This is a genomic window from Streptomyces tanashiensis, assembly GCF_014648895.1.
Taxonomy (GTDB): domain Bacteria; phylum Actinomycetota; class Actinomycetes; order Streptomycetales; family Streptomycetaceae; genus Streptomyces; species Streptomyces tanashiensis.
Map to the genome: position 1 here is coordinate 1 of NZ_BMRZ01000022.1, position 26917 is coordinate 26917.

At 68.7% G+C, this 26917-nt stretch carries 21 protein-coding genes and 2 pseudogenes; 18 read left to right on the plus strand and 5 right to left on the minus strand.

What is annotated here, in order from left to right:
- The 7 genes and pseudogenes from IE237_RS36805 to IE237_RS36830 all read left to right on the plus strand — a co-directional run.
- Positions 1-4023, plus strand: a 4023-nt coding sequence (locus IE237_RS36805; RefSeq protein ID WP_189806549.1) for a DUF6531 domain-containing protein, incomplete at its 5' end; no start/stop codon positions are given.
- Complete coding sequence (locus IE237_RS36810) at positions 4020-4316, plus strand: RNA-binding protein (RefSeq protein WP_189806550.1); 297 nt, start codon at positions 4020-4022, stop codon at positions 4314-4316. The genes IE237_RS36805 and IE237_RS36810, both read left to right, overlap by 4 nt.
- Before the next feature lie 634 nt (positions 4317-4950).
- Positions 4951-5157, plus strand: a pseudogene (locus tag IE237_RS41110) (L-serine ammonia-lyase, iron-sulfur-dependent, subunit alpha); the annotation flags it as partial.
- A gap of 295 nt (positions 5158-5452) precedes the next feature.
- Positions 5453-6745, plus strand: a complete 1293-nt coding sequence (locus tag IE237_RS36815) for a hypothetical protein (RefSeq protein WP_189806551.1) — start codon at positions 5453-5455, stop codon at positions 6743-6745.
- 40 nt (positions 6746-6785) lie between these two features.
- On the plus strand, positions 6786-7550 hold the full coding sequence (locus IE237_RS36820) for a transposase family protein (protein WP_229843912.1): 765 nt from the start codon (positions 6786-6788) through the stop codon (positions 7548-7550).
- A gap of 65 nt (positions 7551-7615) precedes the next feature.
- Positions 7616-7966 (plus strand): annotated as a pseudogene (locus IE237_RS36825) (amidohydrolase family protein); the annotation flags it as partial.
- A 615-nt stretch (positions 7967-8581) separates the two neighbouring features.
- Positions 8582-10312, plus strand: coding sequence for a hypothetical protein (locus IE237_RS36830; RefSeq protein WP_189806552.1), 1731 nt, complete (start codon positions 8582-8584; stop codon positions 10310-10312).
- A gap of 574 nt (positions 10313-10886) precedes the next feature.
- Here IE237_RS36830 and IE237_RS36835 read toward each other — a convergent pair.
- From IE237_RS36835 to IE237_RS36855, 5 genes are all read right to left on the minus strand, one after another.
- On the minus strand, positions 10887-11684 hold the full coding sequence (locus IE237_RS36835; RefSeq protein WP_189806553.1) for a WbqC family protein: 798 nt from the start codon (positions 11682-11684) through the stop codon (positions 10887-10889).
- Complete coding sequence (locus IE237_RS36840) at positions 11626-12294, minus strand: YdcF family protein (RefSeq protein ID WP_189806554.1); 669 nt, start codon at positions 12292-12294, stop codon at positions 11626-11628. Before IE237_RS36840 ends, IE237_RS36835 begins: the two co-directional genes overlap by 59 nt.
- A 16-nt stretch (positions 12295-12310) precedes the next feature.
- Positions 12311-13417 carry a helix-turn-helix domain-containing protein gene (locus IE237_RS36845; RefSeq protein WP_189806555.1) on the minus strand — a complete coding sequence of 369 codons (1107 nt, stop codon included), beginning with the start codon at positions 13415-13417 and terminating at the stop codon, positions 12311-12313.
- Between the two features lie 635 nt (positions 13418-14052).
- Complete coding sequence (locus IE237_RS36850; RefSeq protein WP_189806556.1) at positions 14053-14538, minus strand: TrmO family methyltransferase domain-containing protein; 486 nt, start codon at positions 14536-14538, stop codon at positions 14053-14055.
- Between the two features lie 75 nt (positions 14539-14613).
- Positions 14614-16002 carry an NsdA family TPR-like regulatory protein gene (locus IE237_RS36855; RefSeq protein WP_189806557.1) on the minus strand — a complete coding sequence of 463 codons (1389 nt, stop codon included), beginning with the start codon at positions 16000-16002 and terminating at the stop codon, positions 14614-14616.
- Between the two features lie 343 nt (positions 16003-16345).
- Between IE237_RS36855 and IE237_RS36860 the strand changes: the two genes are divergently transcribed.
- The 11 genes from IE237_RS36860 to IE237_RS36910 all read left to right on the plus strand — a co-directional run bounded on the left by IE237_RS36860 (position 16346) and on the right by IE237_RS36910 (position 26891).
- The gene (locus IE237_RS36860; RefSeq protein WP_189806558.1) at positions 16346-16834 is read left to right on the plus strand and encodes an ATP-binding protein; all 489 of its coding nucleotides are present in this window, start codon (positions 16346-16348) and stop codon (positions 16832-16834) included.
- Between the two features lie 103 nt (positions 16835-16937).
- The gene (locus IE237_RS36865) at positions 16938-17579 is read left to right on the plus strand and encodes an HAD family hydrolase (RefSeq protein ID WP_229843913.1); all 642 of its coding nucleotides are present in this window, start codon (positions 16938-16940) and stop codon (positions 17577-17579) included.
- Positions 17576-19426, plus strand: a complete 1851-nt coding sequence (locus tag IE237_RS36870) for a hypothetical protein (protein WP_189806560.1) — start codon at positions 17576-17578, stop codon at positions 19424-19426. Before IE237_RS36865 ends, IE237_RS36870 begins: the two co-directional genes overlap by 4 nt.
- Positions 19423-20379 (plus strand): thymidylate synthase, encoded by a 957-nt coding sequence (locus IE237_RS36875; protein ID WP_189806561.1) that lies wholly within the window; start codon positions 19423-19425, stop codon positions 20377-20379. The genes IE237_RS36870 and IE237_RS36875 overlap by 4 nt, the downstream gene beginning before the upstream one ends.
- Positions 20379-22106, plus strand: coding sequence for a carbamoyltransferase family protein (locus tag IE237_RS36880; RefSeq protein WP_189806562.1), 1728 nt, complete (start codon positions 20379-20381; stop codon positions 22104-22106). The genes IE237_RS36875 and IE237_RS36880 overlap by 1 nt, the downstream gene beginning before the upstream one ends.
- On the plus strand, positions 22103-23155 hold the full coding sequence (locus tag IE237_RS36885; protein ID WP_189806563.1) for a glycosyltransferase family protein: 1053 nt from the start codon (positions 22103-22105) through the stop codon (positions 23153-23155). Before IE237_RS36880 ends, IE237_RS36885 begins: the two co-directional genes overlap by 4 nt.
- A gap of 96 nt (positions 23156-23251) precedes the next feature.
- Complete coding sequence (locus IE237_RS36890; protein ID WP_189806564.1) at positions 23252-23764, plus strand: P-loop NTPase family protein; 513 nt, start codon at positions 23252-23254, stop codon at positions 23762-23764.
- 31 nt (positions 23765-23795) lie between these two features.
- Positions 23796-24641 (plus strand): class I SAM-dependent methyltransferase, encoded by an 846-nt coding sequence (locus IE237_RS36895; RefSeq protein WP_189806565.1) that lies wholly within the window; start codon positions 23796-23798, stop codon positions 24639-24641.
- On the plus strand, positions 24638-25402 hold the full coding sequence (locus IE237_RS36900; protein WP_189806566.1) for a phosphotransferase: 765 nt from the start codon (positions 24638-24640) through the stop codon (positions 25400-25402). Before IE237_RS36895 ends, IE237_RS36900 begins: the two co-directional genes overlap by 4 nt.
- Positions 25399-26058 carry a histidine phosphatase family protein gene (locus IE237_RS36905; RefSeq protein ID WP_189806567.1) on the plus strand — a complete coding sequence of 220 codons (660 nt, stop codon included), beginning with the start codon at positions 25399-25401 and terminating at the stop codon, positions 26056-26058. Before IE237_RS36900 ends, IE237_RS36905 begins: the two co-directional genes overlap by 4 nt.
- The gene (locus IE237_RS36910) at positions 26055-26891 is read left to right on the plus strand and encodes an aminoglycoside phosphotransferase/kinase family protein (RefSeq protein ID WP_189806568.1); all 837 of its coding nucleotides are present in this window, start codon (positions 26055-26057) and stop codon (positions 26889-26891) included. The genes IE237_RS36905 and IE237_RS36910 overlap by 4 nt, the downstream gene beginning before the upstream one ends.
- Positions 26892-26917 lie beyond the last annotated feature (26 nt).

The following is a 26917-nucleotide window of genomic DNA, read 5'->3' on the forward strand; positions in this document are numbered from 1 at the left end:
GTGGACCTCGACCGGACGAAGCAGGCCGGCAAGGACGGCTTCGACGAGGGGGTGCAGGGCGCCAAGGAGGGCCTGAAGCTGGCCTCCGCCGGCGGTGGCGGTGGCGGGGGCAAGGGCTTCCACATCGAGCACGACGAGCACGACCAGGCCGGCACCCGGCTGAACGGTGTGAGCGCCGGCATCCACGGCAGGACCGCGGGCAAGCTGACCAAGGCCAAGGGGCATCAGGGCCGCAACAAGGGCCGGGACGACATCGCCGACGCCCTCGACCCGGTCATCGAGAAGGCCATGGGCGCCCTCGTGAAGTCCGCCAAGACCATGGGCGACCACATCGGTGACACCCTGCCCAAGGCCGTCAAGCAGATCTCCAAGGACCACAAGAACAACGACGACGACACGGCCGCCCGCATCGCCCGCCAGCGCAAGGGCGACCACGACAACGGCAGCGGCGGCAAGCCTGACACCGGCAACCGCAAGCGAGACGACCTCGGCACGGCGCGGACAAGGCCGGAGCCGCTGAGGGACGCGGCCTCCGATCCGCGCCGCAACGGCATCGAGCTCAGGAAGAAGACCTGCGAGACCGACCCGGTCGACGTCGCCACCGGGGAGATGACTCTGCAGCAGACGGACCTGTCCCTGCCGGGAAGCCTCCCCCTGGTCCTCGGCCGCACGCACCTCTCGGACTACCGTTACGGCCAATGGTTCGGCCCTAGCTGGGCCTCCACCCTGGACGAACGTCTTGAACTCGACCCGAGCGGTGCCGGCGCCGTCTGGGCCCGCGAGGACGGCTCCCTCCTCGTCTACCCGCACCTGCCCGTGCCCGGCGGCGAGCCCGTCCTGCCGCTGGAGGGCCCGCGCCTCGCACTGCTCCACGGCGGACAGGAGGAGGACCGGACGACCTACCAGGTCACCGACCCGCACACCGGACTCACCCGATCCTTCACCGGCAGCCCTTATCAGCCCTCCATCGGCTACTGGCTCACTGCCATCAGGGACCGCAACGACAACTGCATAGCCTTCTCCCGCCGCCCCGACGGCTCCCCGACCGCCGTGACACACAGCGGCGGATACACGGTTCAGGTCACCACCGACAACGCCCGCGTTCACGCGCTCGCCCTGCGAACACCCGCGGGACCGGTCACCGTCATGCGCTTCGGCCACGACGAGCACGGCCACCTCACCGAGGTCTTCAACGACTCCGATCTGTCCTTGCGGCTCAGCTACGACCCCGACGGCCGGATCACGTCCTGGACCGACCGCAACGACTCGTCCTACCGCTACGTCTACGACTCCGCCGGCCGCGTCGTGCGCACTATCGGCCCCGACGGCTGCCTCTCCGCGACGTTCTCCTACGACACGCACCCCGAAACCGGCGATCGGATCACCCGGTTCACCGACTCGACGGGCGCGACGAAGGTCTACGTCCTCAACGACCGGCTCCAGGTCGTCTCCGAGACCGACGCGCTGGGCCACACGGTCCGTCGGACCTGGGACCGGTACGACCGCCTCCTGTCCGTCACCGGCCCTCTCGGCCACACCACCACCTACGACTGGGACGAGCAAGGCAACCGGACGAGGATCACCTGGGCCGACGGACAGACGTCCACGGCTTCCTACGACGAGCGGAACCTCCCCACCACGGTCAGCGCGCCAGGTGGAGTCGTACGGACACTGGCCTACGACGACCGCGGCAACCGAACGGCCGAGACCGACCCGACCGGCGCCACCACCCTGTTCACCTACGACCGGGCAGGGCGGCTCACCGCCGTCGAGGACGCGCTGGGAAACGTCACCCACGTGCAGTGCGACGGCGCCGGACTCCCGGTCATGGTGACCGACCCGCTCCAGGGACGCAGCCGGTACGAGCGTGACTCCTTCGGGCGTCCCGTACGCATCACGGACACGCTCGGCGCGACCACGCACCTCGAATGGACGGTCGGGGGCAGGCCTGCCCGCCGCGTCGAGCCCGACGGCACGCAGCAGTCCTGGACGTACGACGGAGAGGGCAACTGCGTCGCCTACACGGACGCCATGGGCGCGATCTCCCGCTTCGAGTACACCCACTTCGACAGGCTCTCCGCGCGCACCGGACCCGACGGCCTCAGGTACGAGTTCGCCTACGACACCGAACTCCGCCTCACGACGGTCACCGATCCTCGGCACCTGACCTGGCGGTACGCTTACGACAGCACGGGCCGACTCGTCTCGGAGACGGACTTCGACAGCCGTGTGCTGTCCTACAGCTACGACGCCGCGGGGCGCCTGACCGAACGCCTCAACGGTGCGGGGCAGCGGGTCGGATTCGCCTACAACGAGCTCGGGCAGGTGACGAGCAAGGACGCCTCCGGTTCTCTGACGTCCTACGCCTACGACGCTTCCGGGCGCATGGCACGGATCACGAGCCCGGAATCCGAACTGAGCCGCACCTGGGACCTGAGCGGACGTGTCCTCTCGGAAACCGTCAACGGCAGGACGACGACCTTCGCCTACGACGCGGCCGGCCGGCGCAGCGGGCGCACCACGCCCACGGGCGCCCATTCCGGCTGGACCTACGACGCCGCAGGCCGCCGGTCCGCCCTCCGGACCGGCGGGCGGACGATCACCTTCGAGCGGGACACGGTCGGCCGCGAACTGGCCCGTCACATCGGCGAGTCGGTCGCGGTCACCCAGAAGTTCGACGTGCAGGGCCGGGTGGCCGTGCAGGTGGTCACTGGTCGGGGTCGCCTGGCCCAGCACCGTACGTACGCCTACCGTGAGGACGGTCATCTCGTCGCGGTCGACGACCGGCTCTCGGGGAGCCGCCGCTTCGACCTCGATGCCGGGGGCAAGGTTACGGCCGTCACAGCCGAGGGATGGTCTGAACGGTACGCCTACGACGAGACCGGCGGCCAGACCGAGGCCTCCTGGCCCGCCTCCCATCCCGGCCATGAGGCCGTCGGCCGCCGCACCTATTCCGGCACACGTCTCGTCGAGGCGGGAAACGTTCGCTACGAACACGACGCACAGGGGCGCGTCGTCCTTCGCCAGCAGAAGCATCTCTCGCGCAAGCCCAGTACGTGGCGCTACGGCTGGGATGCTGAGGACCGCCTCGTTTCTGTCACCACACCCGACGGCGACCGGTGGCGCTACACGTACGACCCCGTCGGACGGCGCATGTCCAAACAACGCATCGCCGCGGACGGTGCGAGCATCGTCGAGCAGACCGACTTCAGCTGGGACGGCAGCACGCTCTGCGAACAGACCACCCGGGCGGACTTCCTGCCGCACCCGGTCACTCTCACCTGGGATCACGACGGTCTGCGGCCCCTCGCCCAGACCGAGCGGATCCTCGGGCGGGACACACCCCAGAGCGAGGTCGACACCCGCTTCTTCGCCATCGTGACCGACCTCGTGGGTACCCCCAGCGAACTGGTCGACGAGAACGGTGACATAGCCTGGCGCACGCGGAGCACGCTGTGGGGCGGCACGACCTGGGCAGTTGACAGTACGGCGTACACACCCCTGAGATTTCCCGGTCAGTACTTCGATCCGGAATCCGGTCTGCACCACAACTTCCGTCGGCACTACGACCCGCAGACGGGACGCTATCTCTCCCCGGATCCCCTCGGCCTCGCCCCCGCTCCGAACCCGTCGGTCTACGTCCACAATCCCCACACGTGGAGCGACCACCTCGGGCTCGCACCCGAATGCGACGACGACACGCAGTCGCTCTGGAAGGCGCCGCAAAGGGGGCAGGGCGACGCCCAGGAGAGGGACGGATACCTGGAGGAGAACTTCCCCGGCGGCCCGGACGATCCCTACATGAACGGCCTCGTCTATTTCGCGAAGGAACGGGAGCTCGCCGAGAAGTACGCGCCTCACTACGGCGAAGGAATCATCGAGGTGAGGATTCCGAGGGCAGACTACGATGCACGCTACGCCCAGTACGAGCGCCCTTACGAGGGCGGCCCCCTGACGGAGCTCGAGATACCCAACACCGTGGTGGAAGAGCTCAACAAGTACCCGAGGTTTCGACACAGATGACCCATGAAGAGTCGTGGCAGAAGGCCAAGGAAAGATACCCCGTCGGTTCCACCGCGCGGGGCGTCGTCAAGGCCCGTTTCCCCTTCGGTGTATTCCTCGAACTGGAGGAAGCATCCGCGGTGAAGGGGTTCGTCGACATCGTTTCGTACAACCCGGGCGGTCCGGGCGATGAAAGCCCGGCACCGCTCCCTGAGGTCGGCGAAACAGTCGAAGGGACTGTGGTGAGCCTGGTCGACCGGGACCAGCAGATTCGGCTTCAGGTCGGACCGCCGCCCTGGGAAGGCCGCCCCTGACGGAGCCGGCGCGGCGTGACGATGCCGGGGGGGCAGGGTCCTTGGGCATCGTCACGGGCAGGCAGGCTTCTGCGGAGACGTGGGGCCGCGCCGCCCTGTCGAGGCGATCACCATGCGCACCAGCGCCGGCCGCGGCCGTGTCTACCGTCGCTGTGGCTGCCGGGATACCCACCGCCACTGGCTCGGTGCCCGCTGCCCCCACCTGATCGCCGACGGCACCCACGGTACCTGGGGATTCGCCGTCGACGTCCCCGCCCCAGAGCACCGCAGAACGACGGTGCAGCGGCGCGGCTTCACTAGCCAGGACTCGGCCGAAGAGGCACTGCGCCGGCTCCTCGAGGGTGAGGCCGGCGGATTCGACGCGGACCCGAACCAGACCGTCGCCGCCTACCTGGACACGTGGCTGGCAGCGAAGACGCTCGTACTGAAGCCGACGACGATGGCCCGATACCAGGACTACGTAGCAACGACCTGGTCCCCGCATTCGGCACCCTCAAGCTCGAACAGCTCGAACAGCTCGCCCACGTCCCCAACGGCGCCCAGCAGACGGCGGTCCGTACGAACCGGCCCGTGTGGCTGCGACCACCGCGCGACCACATCCGCCGCCTCCGCGCAGCCCTCCAGCCGCCACGACCGTGCTGGGGCCTCGATCTCCGGCGCCGAGGTCGGCTGCCGGGACAAAGCCGGCTCGGCCTGCTCGATGGCGGCCGGCGCCCCTCGCCGAGGCCTTTGGCGGCACCTCTGAGCAGGTCGAGAACGCGCCGGGATCGGCATGGAGCACAACCTCGGCGTGGCGGGGGTCAAGGCTGTCACGGCAGCGAGTCTGGCCATGCGCGGCGACGACAGAAGGTATCCGTCAACACCGCTTCCCCTCGTGCTGCTTGCCTGTCGAGGACGGCGAACACGCCCCGCCAAATTGCGAGTTGAGCGGGAATGCATCGTGCATGATGGGCGGGTGAGTCCGGCCGGTCATCGCAGGGGGAGACGACGTGGGAACCTCGAAGCCCAGTCGAGTGCTGATCGACCAGACGATGCTGTGTGAGGCAGCACGGCTCCTGTTGAGCGCTGACGCGCCCCGGATCCGGATGGGTCACCCGCTGGCGAGGACGCCTGACACGGCCGAGCGTCTGGTCCACTTGGCGACGCTGCTTGACGCGCTGCTGCTCTACGACGAGCTCTACGTCCTCGACGCGCAGCTTCCACACGACGCCGACACGCTGCCCCTGCGACAAGTCCTGCTCGACCGTCGCATCCTTCGACCTGTCGGCACCCGCGCTCTCTCAGCGAGCGTCGCAGACGAACTCACCGGGTTCCTGCGCGACGCGGAAACCTTCCAGGAGTCCTGGAGCCCACGCGGACTCGCGTCCGGAGAAGACGTGGCCAACAGTGTCCGCCTCCTGCTCGCCCACCCGGACGAGTCCGGGGGTCCCACGAATCCTCGTGGCCGGGGGATCGCTTCGGTCATGCGCGGCGAGGTGGAGGGTGATCTCTCCGCCGGCCGCATCTGGTCCTCGCGCCCCGAGCTCCAGTCCGATCCGTTGCGCACGCTCGGCTGGACCATGCTCACCAATATCGGCTACTTCCACAGCGGCGCGATATACGGAGGCGTTTCGCATCTGCGCACCTTCGTCTACTGGCGCGTCTCCGCCCATCTCCGCATTCCGTTCCTGCCGTCCCTCCACCGGCTACCGGCCTACCACCTCATCACGGATCACGTGCGCCGCACCGTCCAGGACCGCGTCTACGAGGTCGTCGCCGACTCCTTCCGTACGACCGTGGCCGAGGTGTACGAGGACGAGAACCCGGCCCCGCTGTACCTGCCGCCCGCGCTGGCTCTCTTCCTCAACCACCTCCGCGCACACGGCGACATCGCCATGGCCGTGGACGACTTGCGCCACCAGCACCGCAAACTCCGTCGGGTTTTGGCCGAGCTCCAGCAGTCTCTTGAGCCCGGCTCGACCCTGGGCGACACCAAGGCCGCCCGTCATCGACTCAACGCGGCTCTGGACGCCCTGCGCGGCGACCTCGACCCGCACGACCAGGCCGCGGCCGGCACGGTGGACCAGCTCATCGACATCGTGCCCGGCGTGGTCAACGCGGCCGCCAATCCGCTCGACGTGGGCGGCTACGCCGAGGCGCTGGTCGCCCGCCCGGCCGAGTGGATCCGCTCCTGGTGGCTGCGACGCCCTGTTCGGTCCGCCATCAGACTGAGCTCTCGGCTGGACAACCTGAGTCGATACCATCGCCTCCTCGGGGAAGCCACAGGCCAGCATGTCGACCCGGGCCGTTTCGAGCAGCTACGCCAGGAATACGGTGCCGCCCTGACCCTCTACGGTGGGGACAGTCGGCTTCCCGCCGCGACTCCGAGCCCGAGTCCGAGTCCGACGGCAGACCCTCCGGAACAGGAAGCCCCGCCTCGGTTCGCCTAAAGGGTGTTGCAGAAGGCTTCGTTCTGGGCATTTTGCCTGTATGGGTGGGGTGTTGCGGGCTGAGCCGGTGTGGGTGGAGACGTTCACTGGCTTGCGGATGGAGCGGTTCGCGAAGCTGGTGAAGGCGGTGCCCGAACGAGGCGGGAACGGACCCGGTGGCGGCCGGCCGTGGTGTCTGCCGCTGGCGGACCGGGTGCTGCTGGTGGCCGTGTACTACCGCACGAATCTCACCATGCGGCAGCTCGCGCCGCTGTTCGGTATTTCGCCCGCCACGGTCTGCCGGGTCATCCAGCGGCTCCGTCCGCTGCTGGCGCTCGAGCGGGCTCCGCGGCCGGTTGCGGACACCGAACGGTTGTGGATCGTGGACGGCACCCTGATCCCGGTCCGCGACCGCAAGGTAGGCGCCTCGTCCCGCAACTACCGGTTCTCGGCAAACGTGCAGGTCATCATCGACGCGGACACCCGCCTGGTCGTCGCGGCAAGCCGGCCGGCGCCGGGCAACAAGGCAGACGCACATGTCTGGCGCGAGTCGGACCTGCCCGCCCTGGCGGCAAGCACGACGGTCATCGCGGACGGCGCCTACCTCGGCACCGGCCTGATCGTCCCGCACCGGAAGAGAGCCGGCCGTCCCCTCCTGCGCGGGCAGGAGGAGGACAACGCCGAGCACCGTTTCGCACCGCCGGTCACCCTCACGGGTGAGGATGACATCACCTGGCAGGCTCGCGTGGCCGACCTGCCGGACGTCGTCCACGACTACTCCGCCGATGACGCAGCAGCAGGTCTGCCGGTCGTGTGGCAGCTGTGACCACACCCACGATCACCGACGCCCCCTACCACGTGTGGGACCTGCCGGTCCGCGATCAGCCCTGGATCACCGGCCAAGCCCTCGCGCCACTGCACCGCAGCTTCTCACGGTGGCCGAGGAACCCCTGAGCTCCTTGCCCTAGGCGGCACCGACTCATTGGTGGCGGGCGTCGTCGGCTGGACCGACCTGACCGCCCCGACGTCGCCGATACCCTCGCCCGCCTGCGCGAACTCCCAGGCGCGAATCGCTTGGTGGGTATACGTCACCAGGTCCAGGAAGAGCCCGACCCCAACTGGCTGCTCCACGCCGACGTCCGGCGCGGGCTGATCGCGGTGGCCGAGGCGGGGCTGGTCCACGACCCGGTCGTCAAGCCGCACCAACTCGCGGCCGCCGTCCCCGTCGCCGCCGACCTTCCCGACCCGCTCGAACCATCGGCTGCAGACCAGCCCGTGAGTACGCTGCCCGACGCGCGCCCTGACCCGGTCAAGGTGCGCGTCGCCCCGGTCAAGTGCGCTGGTCCCCAAGTGGCCCCCAGAACGAGTCAGGGGCCGTTTCAGATCTCTCTGAAACGGCCCCTGACCTGCGACTTCGAAAAGTCGGGACGACAGGATTTGAACCTGCGACCCCTTGACCCCCAGGAGTGAGAGTCGGGGGTATTTTCTGGATTTAGCGGACTTAATCCGGACGCAGGATGTGCGGGTGGGGGTCCGTCGTGCACCGTCGCGCACACCGTGTGGTCCCCAACTGGTCCCCAAGCGCGGTGCGCGCCACCTTCGGTCGCGGGACCAGAGAGGCAGCCCTCGTGGGACGAACCCCCACCGCCCGCGAGCAGCGCCACGGCCCTCGCAGACCGCTGGTATCGTCTGTCCGCCCTTCATTGGATAGCGGTGTCAGCGACGGGGACTGTCGGTCGACGCTGAAGCCGAAAGGCGCACAACCGAAAAGCTCCGCGCATCGGCGAAGGGGCCACGGTGCCGAAGCGAGCGGCACGCTGTCTCCAAGGCGGTGCGTCAGGGTCGGCATGACTGTCAGTGCCGCGTGTCATCCTTCTGGTGGATTTTCACTGGAGGTATGACCATATGGCCGTCGAGTGGGATCGGGTCGGGCAGCCGCGGTTCGACCGCATCGTGGAGGCGCTGGTCCATCGCCTGTATGACGACACTGCGGTGGTGCAGGCAGTCAACGGCCGGGGTGGCGATCGGGGCATCGACATCCGAGTGGTCAGCGGCAACCGTCTGCGTATCTTTCAGCTGAAGTACTACCCTGACGGGTTCGCCACGTCGATGAAGGGGCGTCGGCCCTCCATCAAGGAATCATTCCAGCGCGCCATCGAGCACGATCCGTATGAGTGGATCCTCGTCGTTCCGTGTACCGTCACCGACTCCGAGCGCGCCTTCGTCGAAGGGCTCTCGGAGGAACGCAACGTGAAGGTGCGGATCATGGACCGGGCCGAGCTGGACGACCGGCTGGCCGCTCACAGTGACATCGAGGCATCGTTCACGCGCGATCAATTGCTTGAGGCAGCGAAGGTCTACGGCCAAGAAAAGGCCATCCTGCGCCGAGGTCCGAGAGACCTTGCCAAGAGACTGAAGAAGCTTGGCCGGGTGGCCGATGAGGTCGATCCGCATTGGACGATGGACTTCGCCCGCGAGGGCGACAAGGTCATCCAGACGCTACGGGGCAAGCACCCGCGTGCTCACGAAGTCAGCCCGATCAGTCTCACCTTCGCCGGGCGCACCCAGGGCCTGACGCCAGAACTCTCCTCAGCCATGACAAGGGCGTTTGGCTACGGCGTCGCCGAGGAGGTCGTCCTGCCACCAGAGGCCGTCAAACGCCTGACGATCAGCGGTCCGGACTGGCTGACGAAGACGTTCAAGAACGTCGAGGTGGCGTGGAGGCCGGCCGGTCCAGTCCCCGGAGCTGGAACACCGGCCGAGCTGGCCTTCGTTGATGGCCAGGGTCGAGTGACCGCATCGTATGCAGGACTGCTCAATGGCCTGGGTTCAGGAACCTTGGGGCGCTCGATCGACGTCGCCGTGCCAGGTGGCCAGATCCGGATTCTCAATCCCTTCGACGACGCCATCCCCCCGAAGCTTGCCTACACGTTCTCCCTCGAGGGCCTCGCACCGCACGATGCGATGAAGGCCCTGCGGCTGCGGCGGCGCCTCCTTGAAGGAAGGGGCTTCCAGGTCACCGTGGATGGCCGCACCGCAGGGGCAGGGCGGCTCTCACGTGCCGCTTCTGACGACGTCGTGCGGCGACTGGAGCAGCTGCATTTGTTCGTCGAGGACCTCGACGTTGTCCAGCGTCACTGTGAGCAGTATTTCCCTGTGCCCTTCGAACTTCCGGCTGTGGACCGGATCGCCCTGCGGATGGCCCGGCTGCTGGTCGACGGCCGATGCGTCGCGTCACCCTTCTCGCGCACGCTCACCCTCACGGTCACCGGAGCGGAGGATCCAGCCATGCGGCAGCTACTCCGCGGAAGCCCCCAATCCGTACGCCTGACAACTCCCGACTGCGCCGTTCAGATCGCGGGTCGATCACTCGACCTCGGAACTGCTTGCATGTTCCACACACGCGTGGTGGCACAGGACGGACTCTCAGCACTCGCAGCTCTGGACGCAGGTGCAGTCGAGAAGGAGATCATCCTGAGGCCGGCAGACGACGAACAGTTCCGCATGTTCCTGGCGGACACACCCGATGACGGCCTGCCGCTGACACCTGCCCCCTTCGGCCTGGACGGGTACGCCGAGCCACGCTGAGACAACAATGGTGACCGCCTTTGCGGGGACCGGAGGGTCGTAGAAGACCGCACTCAGCTTGTCGGTGAAGGGGGTTTCTCCGGACAGGGGTTCGTAGAGGATGTAGCCCATAGCTACAGATCGGTCTGGGGGACGATGAGCCCGGACTGCACGACTTGCTCGGGGGGCAGGTATCCGACGGGCCGAGCACCCGGCGGTGGCGACTCAGCCGCTGACGGCGCTTGACTACGGGCGTCGCCAACGTCCTGGGCGCGCTCGGAGAGCGCCTCGCCGCGGCGCTTTCCGCCCATAGGCGGTTCGCCCATCAGCGAGCATCGGCAGAAGCCAGACCTGGAAGGGCCCGAGCACACCGAGCGAGGAGCGTGAAGCCCGACCGCGTTCGTGAGCCAGGACCTGCAACTCCAAAACTCCCGCAGGAAGGCTCGCCGCGGCGAGCCTGTCGTGGACGCCACGTCATCACGCCAAGCAGGATGAGGAACATGCTGCAGAAGATCTGTGTACTGCGCACTGGTCCCCAAGCCTGGTCCCCAGCGGCCCGCCGAGGTGCAGAGGCGAACTGCGTCCGCCAGGCGCTCTACACAGAGCGAAAGGAGGGTCCCCGCCGGGATGCAACGGCGTGCAGCTCCCTTGCGACGGCCCGAATGCCGTAGGTCATGAGGGGGCGCACGGCGCTCACCTCACGGCTGTCCTCCCAGATTCCGGCCTCCGGCGTGAGGAAGGGAATGACGGACACCCCCCGTGCCGCGAACGGCGCTACTGCGAGGTATCGCATGCCACCGGTACCGCATAGATATCCGCGGGCACCGATGGCAGCGGCCAGGTCGGCGAGACGCTGCGATCGCTCCGGCCGAGCGGAGAGCCGGCTGCTGTGCAGAACGCGGCCCCTCCACCCCAGTAGGCGGAGGAGGATCCGCGTGGACTCCTCAGCCACATCCGCCGTCCGGCCGGTACGCCTGAACTGGAGCAGTACGGACTCCAGCTCGTGGCGGAAGAGCGGCCAGTCATTGCAGTCCCCGTAGTGCTGCGCGAGCATGAGCATGACCCGCCGGCGGGATCGTTCCGGGTCGACCAGCACCGCCTCCCCCACCAGGGTCGACCGGCCGCGCGGAAGGTGCGTGGGGATCGAGAGCCACTGACGCTGCGCGGGGTCGGACGTGCTGCCCAGGCGGGCTCGGTGCTGGTAATCGCGGCGGGCAAACTGGACGTCGTCCAGGACGATCCAGTAGTCCGCCGCGAAGATTTTGGCGAGGGTGCTCAGCCGGGGGAAGAAGTTGGGCTGGTGAATGGCGCACAGGCCGCCCGGCGGGGGCTTATCAGGCGCCGATGAGTCGGCTGGTGAAGCCGGCGTGGACGAGGGATTCGTACGCGCCATGTACGTCCTCCGGGACATGCTGCTCGATGGCGAAACCGAGCGTCGGGTACCCGATGATGCGCTGGAGGTCGCCGACGAGCATGTCGATGACGAGCTTTTCGTCGCCGATGCTCTTGAGGTAGTCGTCGAATTCCATGGGCTCCGAGGCGCAGGTCACCTCGACCTCGGGCCAGAGCTTGCGGGCCGTGGCGTAGGAGCGGCGCTCCATGTATGGCTTGGAGACAAGGAGCACGGACTTCGGGTGGATGCCGGCGGAGGCGAGCAGCGTCCGGGAGAAGTCGATGTTCTCGCCGGTGTTTCCGGCGTTCGGCTCCACCAGGATCGCGCTGTCCGGGACTCCGAGCGTGAGGGCGTGCTCGCGGAAGTGGACGGCTTCTCCGCGGGGGAAGACCTTCGCGGTGGTGGGGCTGTTGCCGCCGGTGAACACCACGGTGGGAAAGAGGCCAGCGCGGTAGAGCTCCGCTGTGAAGGCGGCGACCCCGAGGTCGTGGCTGCCGAGGCCGATCGCGACGTCGACGGGGCGGACGTCGTGTCGCATCTGGTGGAAGTCCCAGACCAGCTTGGCGTTGTGGATCTGCTCTTCGTTGATGGCCGGCTGGTTGTCGGTCACGCGCTCGTCTCCCTGATCACCGTCGTGTGGGGCTGGATGCCCCGTCGGCCGTCCTCCGGATGTCCGTGATGCTGCGTAGCTGGTGGGTGAGCCCGTACTGGGCCGCCCGCTTGGCGGCGTCATCGAGGACGTGTAACCCATCATCCAGGGTGGCCGGGTCGGACAGCAGGATGTGGCCGTACGCGGTGTCCAGGCGTACCCGCTGCATGGGGGATTCCGTCACGCCCGTGCTGCGGGCGACGTCGATGAGGCGGAGCGCGGCGTCGAGGTTGCCTGCCCCACGGTGGGCGAGTGCGAGCTTCTGCTGGGCGACCGACCAGTCCTCCTGCTCGGAGAGGTCTTCGAACTCGCGGATCGCCGTTTCCATCACGCGGGCCGCGTAGTCGTGGTGCCCGTCCTTGCTCAGCGCCGTTCCCACCCACAGACGGGCACGGGCCCGGTCGCGAGCTGCGAGGCGTTCGTCGCCGGCGAGGTCCTCGTACTGACGGGCCGCAGGCTCCAGATCGCCGGCCATCTCGGTGACGACCGCGAGCGAGAGGTCGAGCTGCGCCACCCGGCGCGGAATCTGCAGCTGTGTGTAGAGCGAGCGGGCACCGGCATACGAGCGCTGGGCCGAGAGCGGCCCGACGACGGCGCCTTGGTCCCGTTTCAGGTCGCCCTGGAGAGCAGTAGCCCGGGCTAAGAGGTACAAGCCGCGTTCATCCAGGTCTGACGTGCTGTAGCGAGACGTCCACCGGTGAAGCAGGTCGGTGGCGAACGCGAAGTTCTGGTGTGACAGAGCGACGACGGTGCGCTCGATGTCCTCGGACCACGACTCGTACTCCCATGCCCGCGGACGGGGAATGGTGACTCGCGCGACGCTCGAGGCGGGGGCGCTTCCCTCGCCGAGTTTCGCGAGCTCCGTCTCGAATCGGACATGAGTCGTGGCATCCGCCTGGGCCAGCGCAGTGTCGAGGATGGCCTGGCTCTCCGTGTTGGGGCGCCGCGTAGCCCGGTGCTTCTCCCAGTTGCTGATCGTGTTGACCGCAACGCCCAGGTGCTCGGAGTAGGCGCGCACGCTCAACCGGAGGGCTTTGCGGAGGGCAAGCGCCTCCAGCCCGGTCCATTCGTGAACGGTCGCCACTTGCCTCTCCCTTCCGTTGCCATCGAAGCACGCGGACCACGGCGGGAGGGGCAGTTGTGGGACAGAAGTGGGACAAGCGTGGATTCCCCGATCGCCGCGTCACGGCCAGGCTCGGAGTGTCACTTCACCCGAGCCCAATGGACGGTCATGATCATGGAACTCCTCACGGAGCAGCGGAACGTCACGGGACCGCTCGTGTTCGGATTCCTCCGGCTCGTGGGAGTGTCCGCCCGCCGGCAGCAGGCATTGGCGACGACGATCAGTGATTACTGCCGTCGTCACGAACTGACCCTGGCCGCCGTGTACATGGAACGTTGTTCTTCGACGTCCTCGGCCTTCGTCGGGATGCTCGACGCACTCGCGGTCACGCGACCGTACGGCATCGTGATCCCCGCACCGTCCCACCTGGGGCCCAGGGACATTGCGCCTGACCGTCGGAGTCGACTCGCCGCCGCAGGAGCGCAGATCCTCCTCGTCCGGGGCGCTCAGTCCACAGCGACGAGTGGTTCAGCGCCGGCACCTGCCGCAGGGGGTGCCGCGTCGTGAACGCCTCCCAGAACCGGTTCGTTCAGGTACCGACCGCCATGAAGACCCGGCTGGTCAGACCAAGCATCCGGCCCGGCACCGGTGCCCCGTCAACGTTCGGCTGCATCCCGCCAGTAGTCCGTCAACATCTCGCCGGGCCACGAAGGCTGCGTTACGGGACCGCGCGGGAGGAACTCCTTGAAAACCGCGACCAGGTCGATCACGAGCGTGCCCTCGTCCGCGTCCAGATCGGTGACGTGCAGGTCGCGTCCATCCACGCGGAGCAGCCGCGGGAACGAGACGCCGAGCCTCGCCGGGCGCCGATGGTTGTGGTGCACGAAGGTGCCGGTCGCCGGCCACCCCGGATTGTCGCGTGGGCTGCGCGCGTGCAGTGCGACGTCCTCGGGCGAGCCCAGGTTGAAGAACCAGGTGACTTGGAGATGCGAGAACTCCTCGATCCCCTGCAGCGTCTCCACCGGGAACTCAGGACGAAGCCGGATGATCGACTCCACTCCCCCCTTGAAGTCGTCGAGCTTCCCGGTGTGCCCTCCGACCACGTCGGCGATCACCGGAACCTCGATGGACCCTGTGGACACGGACTCCCTCTTCTCGGCTCGCAGCAGGGCGATTCGGGCACTCGTACGGTGCCTCGGTTCGCCGCGATGACGCCGTCAGGCTACTCGTTCGAGTACGGCCTTGGCGCGCTCGTCGATCTCCGTCACCGCGCTGATTCCGCGGTGACGGAAGGGGGAGAGCACCCGGCGCATGTTCACGACGGCGTCGCGGGCCCGACCCGACTGGACCCCTTCCATGGCGTCCAGGGCCTGTCCCCACGTGGTGCAGGCGGCTTCGACATTGCCCTTTCGGGCCTGCACCGTTCCCATGTAGCCCAGCGTCACGGCGTGGGTTCGGCTGAAGGTGTCTGCCTTCCTGGTCAGGACGCTGTTGTCGAACTCCCTGAGCGCCCCTTCCAGGTCGCCGAGCGTCCACAGCGTGCGGGCGGTCTCGTGGGCCAAGGAAGCTCGCTGGAAGAACCAGACCCGATGCGGGTCTCCGTCACCGGGCGCCGCGGTAGCGAGATCGTCCTCAGCCCGGAGGAGCGCGGCGATCGCTTCCTGCCTCTGCCCGTTCGCGGCCAGGCTTCGCGCCTGCACCACGCAGAGCAGAGCCCGCTCGCGGGGCGTTGCCAGGGTGTACCGCTTGCGCTCCACGGAAGCGGTGGCGAGGTCTACGGCCGCCTGCGGGTGCCCAAGGTCGGTCGCCTGGTGCGCCATCGCTCTCAGGATGTGTCCCGCCAGCGGCGCGTCGTCAGCTTCGGCCGCCAGTTTGAGCGCCAGGCTGAAGTAGCGTCGCGCGGCCTCGTGGTGGGAGGCGTCGAAGCTCATCCAGCCGGCGACGTACACCGCCTCGGAGGCGGCGGCGAGGAGGTCGCGACGCGTCTCCTCGCTGGTGAAGACCCCGCCGACGTACCTCGCAACGTCGTCCACGAGGTACTGGTGAAGCGCCGTACGACCGTCCATCCCCCCGTGTCGCTGGTCTCGCCGGGAGAAGAACTCCGTCATCTCACGGACGTTGCCGACCTCGGCGAGCCCGACTCTGCGACCCGTGGCGCTGTGGCGAGACCTGGCCCGCTGAGGGGCCTCGTCCCACCATTGCTGCCCGGGCAGAGCCAGCCCGCCCACGGAGTAGGCAGCGCCTGCGAGCAGTTGGCGGCGTTCCAGGTCCACGTCGCTCCTCCCAAGGTCTACCAGCGCGCTCAGCGTATCCACGTGCCATTCGGATGCCTGTGCCGCGCTTCCGCCGGGCGTCGAAAGTCCGATCTCGGCCGGCGTGACGGGGCGTTGAAGTCGCCGGGACAGCGTCTCGCACAAGATAGCGGGCGCTCTGCCCGAAGGGTGCGTCCCTGCCACCCACATGGCGATGTGCGAGCGGCTCGTTCCCAGGAGTTCCCGCGCTCCGACCTCGGCCGCCACCCTCACGAAGGCGGCCGCGACCTTGGGCTGCGACCAGCCCGTTTCCGCGATCGCGTCGGCCAGCTTCACGTTCCGCTCGCGCGCCATCGTCTACCTCGGTTCACCAAAACGATCTTTGACGGGTTTGACGGCCTCCGGCGCCGTCCGGAGATACCGACTCCATGGGATTCACGGTTCGCTCGTGGTCAACGAAACCACCAACTGCCGCTGCCCGAGAGGAATCCGGTGATTCCCAGCCACTCGACGCGTGCCGATGCCCGGACGGCTCCGGGCAGCCTCGGCTCCCGCTCCTCCGCATCAGCGGAGCCGAGCGCCAGCCACCTTCCTGCGGCTGCCGTGCTGGTCGAGAACTTCCGCCATTTCGACACCTCCGACACCACCGCCGGTCGAGTCCTTCGGGGACTCCGGCACGAGCTGTGAGAAGGCGACCATGGAGCCCATCGAGAGCCTCGGAAGCGTCATCAACGCCCCCGAGCATCAGCAGAGTTTGACCCTGGTCGCCAACGACCGGGCACCGGGCAGGGCCCGATCGTTCACCCGCCAGACGCTGAGGGCGTGGGGGGCGGAGGACCTCATGGACGACGCCGTGCTGATCGTCAGCGAACTCACCACCAACGCCGAGCGCCACGGTCGAGCTCCGGCAGAGAACGCCGAGGTTCGCCCGGGGGTGGGGGGCGAGCAGGCCGATGAGATCACGCTGACTCTTGCCGTCCAGGCCGACGTCGTGGGAATCGAGGTGGAGGACAACTCCCCGGAGCCCCCAGCCCCAAGGATTGCCTCCCTCTACGCGACCAGTGGCCGCGGCCTGTGCCTGGTCGCCGCGACGGCCGCCGCCTGGACCGCCTGTCCCAAGGAGGACGGCAGCGGTAAGCGGGTGATCGCCTTCGTGCGGCGCCACAAGGCCACCGTCTCTTCCTGACCCCACTCCCCTGGAGATCTTCGTCATGCCATCACGGCCTACACCCCCGACCTCACCTCACGCCAGCAGGAGGTGGTCGCAACCCGGCTCCGAAGCACCCCGCGTGCTGCTGCTCGACCTGGACGGTGTGCTCGTCGACACGCGCCCCGTCATGGAGAGCGCCTGGCGTCGAGTCCAGCAAGCTCACGGCCTCGACGTGCCCTTCGAGGCATACGAGCGCCACCTCGGCCGGCCCTTCGGCGACATCATGGAGCAGCTCGGACTCGTGGACGCCGAACTGATTCACCGGACGTACGCAGAGGCGTCCACGGCCGCCTCTCACCTCGCCCGGCAGTTCGAGGGCGTCGCGGAGGTACTCCACGCCTTCGCCGCCGCCGGCTGGCTGCTCGGGATCGTCACGTCCAAGCCCTTGGACCGCGCGGCCCCGCTCCTGGCCCAGCTCGGCGTCCCGTTCGCCACCGTGCGAACGCCGAACGGGGTCGGGCGTGGCAAGCCGGCGCCCGACCCGATCCTGCTCGCCCTGATCGACGTCGGCGCCGACCCGGCCGATGCGATGTACGTGGGCGACATGGCGGTCGACCAGGAAGCGGCCCACCGCGCCGGTGTCGCGTTCGTGCACGCGGGCTGGGGCTACGGCCGCCCGAGCACCCCCACCCCCGAGGTCGCCGACTCCCCGGAGGACCTTCTGCGGTTCCTCGCAACCGCCGGCCACAGGGCTCCGTTCCTTGAAGGGAGCCTGCTGTGAAGACTCCTGGAGGGCGCGCTCTCGGCATCGTCCACACCGAGTTCCGTGGCCGGCCGCTCTGGGCGCTGGTCGGCGAGGGTGCCCTCGAAAGCATGCGGGCCGATGGGATCACCACGGGTGATCTGGAGGCCCTGCCGCTCGACGCGCACCGCGTGGAGACACTGGTCGACCACGTGATGACGGAGCTTGAGGCGTACGGCGCCGACCTCGCGAGTACACCAGGCGGTGCCGGATGGTTGTACGCGCAGCATGTGCCGACGCGGCGCCTGGTGACACAGCTCGTACGCAAGCTGCTGGCTCTCAGCACCTGGGAGCCTTTCGCGAAGACACCGGGACCGCTGGGGCTGGCGCCGTACGAGGGCTTCGTCGGATTACGGTCGAACAGCTCCCGGGAGTACCGGGCCTACACCGTCACATGGTCCGGCGTCGCCTACGTACTGGGAGCCGCAGCGCCGTACAACCCGCTGCGTTCAGCGCAGTTACGCGGCCTTCCTCCTGTCTCGTTGGCCACTGCGGCGCCGAGTCCACCTCCTTCGGAACTTCCGCAGACCGACGTCGTCGCGTTGTCGTGGTCCTCCCGTCACGCCGGCACCCTGCGCCCCGTCCTCGGCGAGCTGGCACGCGTCGGCCGGACGAGTCTCGTGATCGACCTGGCCACCGATCCGGCGGATCGATGCCCGGTCCCCGAAGCCGAGGGCGTGAGCCTCTGCTCGCCCCCGGCCGCACTCCTCAACGTTTCCGGCAACGTGGACCGCCTCCGCCTGCCGGACGACGATCACGTCGTCCAGGTGGAGGAGCACAGCGTTCACCTGGCGCGACTGGTGCGGCTCGTGTCGGTAGTCCTGGAGACGAGCGGGGGATGCACCCAGCCATCATGGCGGTCGGTCATCCGAACGGAGACGTGGCTGGACGGAGTCCTCTCCACGGTGCAGCCACACACGGTGCTGGTCAGCAACGACACCAGCCCCCTGGGCGCACTCGCCGTGCACACCGCAGGCCGCCACGGCATCAACACGGTCCACGTCCAGCACGGCGCGTGGACGGCGGAGTCGGTTGCGTGGCCGGCACTGCACAGCCGCGACATCGTGGTCATGGGCAAGCGTGACGTCCCGCTCGCGAAAGCCTGGGCGCGCCATCCGCATGCCGAGGTCCACGTCCTGGGCCAGCCCCGGTTCGATGCCCTCGCCGGACTCGACCGCAAGGCTCAACGGCGCTACCTGGAGAACCTGCTGGCCTCTGGCACACGCAAGAGCCCCACTCACATCGCGGTGTGGGCCTGCCAGCCCTTCGGCCCCGCTCGGCTCGCGGCCCAGGCCGACCTTCTCCTGGACGGGCTGTGGAGGGCCGATGGCGATTGGGGGCTCGTCATCGCCCCGCATCCCGCGCAGAGCGTCGACGTCTTCGCCTCGCTCCTCCGGCGGGACGGCAAGCCTCTCGTGGCCTTGGCCGATCCGAGGGTCGGCGCACGGAGCCTTCTCGCCGCCGCCGACGCCTTGGCGAGCGCCTATTCGACGTGCGGTATCGAGGCGGCCCTGCTCGACGTGCCGGTCCTCGAAATCGGCTCGCCCGGAGAGCGCACGCTCGGACTCGCGGAGCACGCTCTCGCGCGGCGCTGCACCAGCTCCGCCGACGTCGTCGAGGCGCTTTCCGAAATCCCTGATCCTCACCACCCGGCCACTCAGACGGCGAAGGACGGCGTGTGCCGCTGGCGCGGCGACAGCGCCGCTCAGGTCGCACAGCTCATCCTGCGCCGCGCCGGCCACGCCATGCGCCACACCCCTGTACACGACGAGGCCCACGGCACCGATTCCGGTCTGCCGCAGGGCGAAGGAGTTCATGCCCGATGACACACCTGACCGCCGACAGCGTCGCCGAGCTCTTCGTCGGTGCCGTCGCCCTGGCCAAGTCCGGCGAGCGAACCAGCCCGCGGGGCATGGCGACCCGCGAGGTTCTCGACGTCCACATGCGCCTGACGCAGCCGCGGGCCCGCCTGCTGTACGCGCCTCCGGCGCGCGTCATCAATCCCGCGTTCGCGGTGGCGGAGACCGTCTGGCACCTCTCCGGTTCGGACGCCCCGTGGATCTTCGACTACAACTCGCGCCTTCGGCAGTACGCCGACGACGGTGTCCTGCGCGGCGCGTACGGGCCGCGGATGCGGAGGTGGGCCGGCACGGTCGACCAGCTGCGCCGCGTCGTCGAGATCCTCAAGGAGGACCCCGACTCCCGCAGGGCCCTGATCCAGCTCTACGACCCGGCCCAGGACGCCGCCGGCCACAAGGATGTGCCCTGCACACTCGGCTTCCGCTTCTACCTGCGCGCCGGCCGACTGCACATGTCGACCACGATGCGCGGGCAGGACGTGTGGATCGGCATGCCGTACGACCTGTTCTTCTACACCACGCTGCACGAGCTGGTGGCCGGCTGGCTCGGCGCCGAGCTGGGCGAGTTCCACCACCACGTCGGCTCCCTACACATCTACGAGAACCACCTCGGCCAGGCCGACGAGCTGTCCTCGGTCACCGCGAGCGCGATGATGCCGGATCTCACCACCCCGTGGAACGGCTTCGACAGCCTCCTCGACCAGGTCCGGGACCGGGACGTGACCGGCCACCCGGGCTGGGACACGATGGCCGAGACGCTGCGCAGCTATCGGCTCTGGAAGGACGGCCGACGTGACGACGCGGGACGGCTGGCCGACAAGATCGAGGGACCTCTCGGTCAGGCGCTCGCCGCTTGGTACGGCGAGCTGAGCAGCCGGACCAGGACTTCCCCGGCGCGTGAGAAGGCAGGGACGAGGTGATGGCCGCCGTCACCCGTGTGCCCTCAGTGATCCTCGGACTGTGCTCGTACACGCACGACTCCTCCGCCGCTCTGCTGGTGGACGGGAAGCTGATCGGCTTCGTCGAGGAGGAGCGGCTCTCCCAGCAGAAGCACACCAAGGAGTACCCGCGCCACGCCGTCGAGTGGCTGCTGAGCGAGGCCGGGCTCTCCACCGCCGACGTGGACGCCATCGCGTACAACTTCCAGCCCGCCCGCTACCTCGTCGAGTCCCCGGCAGCGCTGCGCCTGGCGCTGTCCGCAACGACGCGCGACCGCGCGCTTCCGCGGGCTCGCGGATTCGCCAAGGTGGCCATGCGCACCCAGCTGCGCACGCGCGCCCTCGGCCGGCAATTCCCCACCGCCCGCGTCTCGCCCGTCCTGCATCACAGAGCGCACCAGCTGGCGGCCTTCGCTGCGTCCGGTTGGGATGAGTCCGCCGTCCTCGTCGTGGACAGCCTCGGCGAGCGGCAGACCACGACCATCGCGCGCGGGCTTGACGCGCTCCGCCCTTCCACTCGCACTCTGGAAGCGATCAACGATCCCGCCTCACTGGGGTACGTGTACGGCGCGGTCACCGAGCATCTGGGGTGGCGCCGCGGTGACGAGGAGGGCACCGTCATGGCGCTCGCCGCCCTCGGCGATCCCGAGCGATTCCGGCACCTCTTCGCCTCGGCCGTCCGCACCACGCCGACCGGCTTCTTCCTGGACCCGGCCTACTTCCCCCCACGAGTGCTGACGTCCGGCTACCCAAGGACGTCTCGCCGTTTCGTCGCCGAGACCTGCGCCGAGCGCCACCCGAGCGAGCCGCTCCTGGATGTCCACCGCGACCTTGCCGCGGCCCTCCAGGAGCGCACCGAACAGGTGATGCTGCACATGGCCCGCCGGGCGCGGATGATCACGGGATCGCGCCGTCTATGCGTCGGCGGCGGAGTGGCAACGAACTGCGTGAGCATCGGCCGGATCATCGAAGCCGGCATCTTCGACGAGGTCTTCGTCCCGCCGGCCCCCGGTGACGCCGGGACCGCGATCGGGGCCGCCATCGCCGTGCACACCGACAGCCCGAGCCGACGGCCGGTGTCCGGCGTCGCCCGGGCCTGCTACGTCGGCCCGTCGTACCGGTACCAGGCCCTCGACCTCACGCCGTGGCCCGAGCTCCAGCAGAAGACGCTGGGTGTCGAGACCGCCGAGTTCCTCGCCGACCAGCTCGCCCACGGCATGATCGTCGGGCTCTTCCAGGGCCGAGTCGAAGCCGGACCCCGCGCCCTGGGGAACCGCTCGATCCTCGCTTCTCCGCTGGAGCCCGGGGTCGTCGAGCGGCTGAACGCGACCGTCAAGTTCCGGGAGCCGTTCCGCCCCTTCGCCCCCATGGTCCTTGCCGAGCGCGCCGCCGAGTTCTTCACCCTGGGCCAGGAAGCGCCGTACATGTCGATGGCGTCCGGCGTGACCGACAAGGCATGCGAACGCGTGCCGGCCATCGTCCACGCCAACGGCACCTCACGCCTCCAGACCGTCGCCCGGTCGCAGAACCCGTTCATGCACGAGGTGCTGAGCGCTTTCGCCCGCCGCACGGGGGTTCCGGTGCTGATCAACACCTCGCTCAACGTCAAGGGCAAGCCGATCTGCGGGACGCCGGCCATGGCCCTGGACTGCCTGGTCAACTCCGGGCTGGACGCCCTGCTGCTGGAAGGGCGGTGGATCACCAAGTGAAGATCGGATACAGCTTCTGGGGATTCCTCGGCAACGGGATCGCCGACACACCGGACGGGGGCCGCAGCCACCGTCGCCCTCTGATCGACGCCCTCCTCAACCGCGGGCACGAGATCGTCTTCCTGCAGCCCAACCGCGACCTGCTTGAAGCCGGCGACGACCTCGGCGGTGCCTACGTCTTCGACTCCGGCCTGCCGGACATCGACGCCTTGTTCCTGGAGTGGCGCTGGGCCGTCGACGGCCGCAACACCACCGCGTGCGACGTCGAGGACCACACCTGCGACCTGCATCGCCAGGCCGAGCTGATCATGCGGTACACCGTGCGACGGGGGACGCCGACCACGATCTGGGACAAGGATCGCAAGCTCCGGCCCGAAAGCATGTGGCGGCGTTCCCCGCGCACCGCGGTGTGCGAAGCGGCCCTCGAACCGACGCCGGGCGCCCACCGTCTGCTCTTCCCGGTCGAGGACCGCCTCCTGGACCAGGCGGATCCGGCCGCACTGGCCTCGAAGCGCCGGGACATCGTGCTCGGGTACGTCGGCAACCAGTACGACCGGGACGAGCACTTCGACCGCTTCTTCTCCCCCGCTGCCGCGTGCTTCGACCACCTGGTCGCCGGCAAGTGGACGAGGACGAGCCGCTGGCCGCACGTCCGCTTCCTCGGCAGGATCCCCTTCGAGGCTGCTCGGGGCGTCTACGGCCGATCTCTGGCCACGGTGCTCATGCTGCCCGAGCGGTACGCCGTGGTCGGGCAGATGACGCAGCGCATCTTCGAGGCGGTGCTCGCCGGCTGCCTCCCGCTCACCCCGGCTGACATCCTGCACGTCGATCGGTTCGTGCCCACGGAGCTGATTGTCAGGTCGGGCCGTGAGGCGATCGAGCGACTGTCCTACCTCCAGCGGATCGCCGGCACCCAGGAGCACGCGGACTTGATCGCTGCGTGCCTCGATCGCCTGGACCTGTTCCGGCTGAGCAGGCAGGTCGATGCTCTGGAGGCCGTCCTGGAGACGGCCGCAAGCCCCGTCGCGGTGGAGCGGGGAGCGGCCTGATGCAGCTGACCATCCAGGCCCTCATGCCTGGATCATCCGAACGTGTCCCGCCGGGCGGTCCGGCCGGGCATCCGATCGACTCTACGCTGGAGCACCATGAAGAAGGTCGCCATCGTCGGCTGCGGAGGCAGCGGCAAGTCGTTCCTGGCGCGCGAGCTGGGCAGGATTCTCGACGCCCCGGTGACGCACCTGGACGCCGCGTTTTACGACGACGAGTGGAACGCACTGCCCTTGGACAAGTTCGCCGACCTGCAGCGGGAACTTGTCGCGCAGCCGCGGTGGGTAATCGACGGGAACTACAACTCGACGCTGCAGATCCGACTCGACGCGTGCGACACCGTGGTCCTGATGGACGTGTCGACCGTGGCGGCGCTGTACGGGATCTTCTCCCGGCAGATCCGGCACGGGGCCGGGCACAAGGGCAACGGGGTGCACAACCGCATCAACTGGGGCGTGATCAAGTACGTGGCGACGTACCGCCGCAAGATGCGCCCGCGCGTCATGTCCAAGATCGAGGAGTTCGCCTCCGGCCGGGCCGAAGTGGTGCTGCTGACCAGTCGAGGTCAGACGCGGCGCTGGCTGCAGAAGGTCGCCGCCGAGCACCGCTGAGCACTCCGCGCCCCCGAGGGGAGGGCGCGGAGTGAACATCACCAACCCCTTCCTCGACCCCAGCCGTCAGGCGGAGCTGTACGGCCACGCCTCCCGCCTGACCGGACGATCCAACGCCCTGTTGCGGGCCAAAACCTCCGGTCGGCCCGTACCGGACGCGATCGTCCAGCTGGTGCGAGCGCACCACGAACGACCGGGTCGTCTCGGTCTGGTGCTGGACGTCGGCTGTGGTCGCGGCACGAGCAGCATGGCTCTCGCCGAGCAGCTCCGGCCGCGACACGTCATCGGGCTCGACGCCGCCCCGGCTCTGATCGAGCAGGCTCGCCGACGCGCCCGTCACGTGCCCGGCCTCCAATTGAGCTTCCTCCGGGGTGACTTCCATCAGATCCCCCTGCCGACCAGCTCGTGCGATGTGGCCGTCGCCGCGTTCTGTCTGTACCACTCGACGCACCCGCAGAAGGTAATCGCGGAGCTCGGCCGAGTCCTCCGCCCCGAGGGCCTGGCCGTGCTTGTCACGAAGGACCTCGACAGCTACCAGGAGATGGACGAGCTGGTCGCCGCTGCCGGTCTCGATCTGCGGGCCACCGGGCACGAGAGCCTCTACGTCTCGGCGCACAGCGGCAACCTCGCCAGCCTGGTCTCCCCGTCGCTCGACGTGCTGCGCACCGAGGACGAGGAGCACAGCTTCACCTTCGACGGCCACGACCACGTGGCCGAGTACCTGGCCACCAACCCGAAGTACCACCTGCCTCCCGGCCTGTACGGCAACCCGGGTGCAGTGGCAGCAGCTCTGCGCGACATCCTGCCCGATCGGCCACTGACCACACGGTCCGTCGTCACGTTCGTCGTGGCCCGGCCGACGGGGGGTCGATCATGACGGCCGGCTGCTTCGTCAAGCACTTCGAGACTCCCGAACGAGCCACTGCTGCCGTCCGGCACCACACCTGGATCGCCGAGCACGCGCCTCCGCTCCGGCAGCCGGCCGTGACAGCCGTCGAGTCGACCAGCGTGACGTTCGAACGCGTCGAGGGCAGGCCGGCCCGACCGGAGGACATGCCGCTCCTGGCGGAGCTGCTGGGCAATGCCCATGGTGCCGCCTGGACGAGCGACCTCAGGTCGGCCCCACTGACCACGCCGCACCGCTTCCAGGACGGCACCACGTTCGGCGACTACCTGGGGCCCCGGCAAACAGCCCTACAGCGGCGCCTGGAGCAGGGGTATCTGCCGGACAAGGGCGCCCTGCACGCGATGCTCACTCTGCTGGAGAAGACCGCCGAGGGGCCCTCCGCTTTCTACAAGGACAGCAACCCCCGGAACTTCCTCATCACGAAGACCGGTGCCGTCTACACGGTCGACACCGACGACCTCACACTCGCCCCGCTGGCCTACGACCTTGCCAAGCTGATCGTGACGCTGGTCGCGACGTACGGTCCGCTGCCGGAGGGTGCCATCTCCGAGGCCCTGACGGCTTACAACCGAGCCGCCACATGCCACGACGTCCGACTCGGCGGGACGGGCCGTAAACGGCTCGACGACTTCGTCGCGCTGCACGCCGTCCTCACGGCCCCGTATGCCGGGCGCAACGGCTACCGCCATGGCTGGCTCCCCGGCCATCACCGACCCCGAGGTTCCGCATGATCACGACCGAACTCGTCTTCGTCCGCCACGGCGAGGCCCAGTGCAACATCGACGGCGTGGTCGGAGGGCCGCGCACCTGCACCGGACTGACCAACCTCGGCTACACACAGGCCGAGCGGGTCGCGTTACGGCTCGCCGCCGAGCACCAGGAGAAGCCCTTCGACGCGCTCTACGTCGGCCCGCGCATCCGCCTACGCCAGACCGCCGAGATCATCAGCCAGGCCCTCCAGATCCCAATGCTCGTGGACGAGCGCCTCGATGGTCCGGTGCACGGCGCCGCCGACGGCCTGCCCTGGCGGGACGTGAAGGATGCTGCCGACGGCGGGCCTCATGCCCACCCCGACACACCGTGGGCCGAGGGATCCGACACCTGGAACGGCTATCTGAAGCGCGCTGGGGGCTTCCTCCAGCGACTCCTCGATCAGCATGAGGGCGACCGCATCCTGTTCGCAGCCCACGGCGAGACGGTGATCGCCGCGAACACCCTGCTCCTGGGAGTTCCGATCGGTTCGCCGGCGGGGTTCGCCGTGTCCCACGGCTCCATCACGCGGTGGCAGCGCCATCTCAACCGGTTGGGACAAAGGCGCTGGACGCTCGACGGGCACAACGACACCGGGCATCTGACGGCCCTGACCGCTGCGGAGACCGGCTCGTGATCGCGACTTTCGACGACCCGCGCATCGAACTGGCCCGCGACACGATCGGAGCCGTCCGGGTTCTCGCCGACCCCACGCTCCCACCCCGCCTTCTGCGCCTGGCGGACACTCGTGGACGGGAGTTCTTCGCCAAGCAGCACAGCGACCGGGAGCGGTACCTGCGGGAGGTGCACGCCTACGGCGCGTGGGTGACCCACCTGAACGGCCGCGCTCCCACAGTGGTCGCTCACAGAGCCGCAACGTGCACGCTGCTGCTCACCGCTTTCCCCGGTCTGAGTGCGGACACGCTATCTCCGGGATCGGCAGAGGAAGAGGACGCCCACCAGGTAGCCGGGCGAGTGCTGGGACTTCTCCATCGCGCCACTGTGCTGCCGTACTCCGGCGCCATCGGCGTGGAGCTGGCACAGCGTCTGGGTTCGTGGATCGCCCGGGCGGACCGGGCCGACCTCATCTCCACGGCCGAGCACAACCGCCTGCGTCACAGTGCGGACGTCCTGGCGAGCACCCTCATGGACAGTGCGGTGTGCCACCTCGACTACCAGCCCCGGAACTGGCTCGTCGGTCCCTCCTTCGGGCTGTGCGACTTCGAGCACATGCGTCGTGACGCCCGTATTCGCGACTTCGCGCGGCTCGAGTTCCGCCGATGGCAAGCAGCGCCCCAGCTCCGGAAGGCGTTCTTCGCCGGCTACGGCAGGCCGCTGACCGATACCGAGCAGCGCCTGCTGGAGTCCTTCGGCGCCATCGAGGCGGTCACCTCCCTGGTACGCGGACACGAGCAGGACGACCTCACCCTCAGCACCCACGGCCGCACCGTCCTGGCCCGGCTGACCTGACATCCCCTCCCTTCATTCTGGAGACC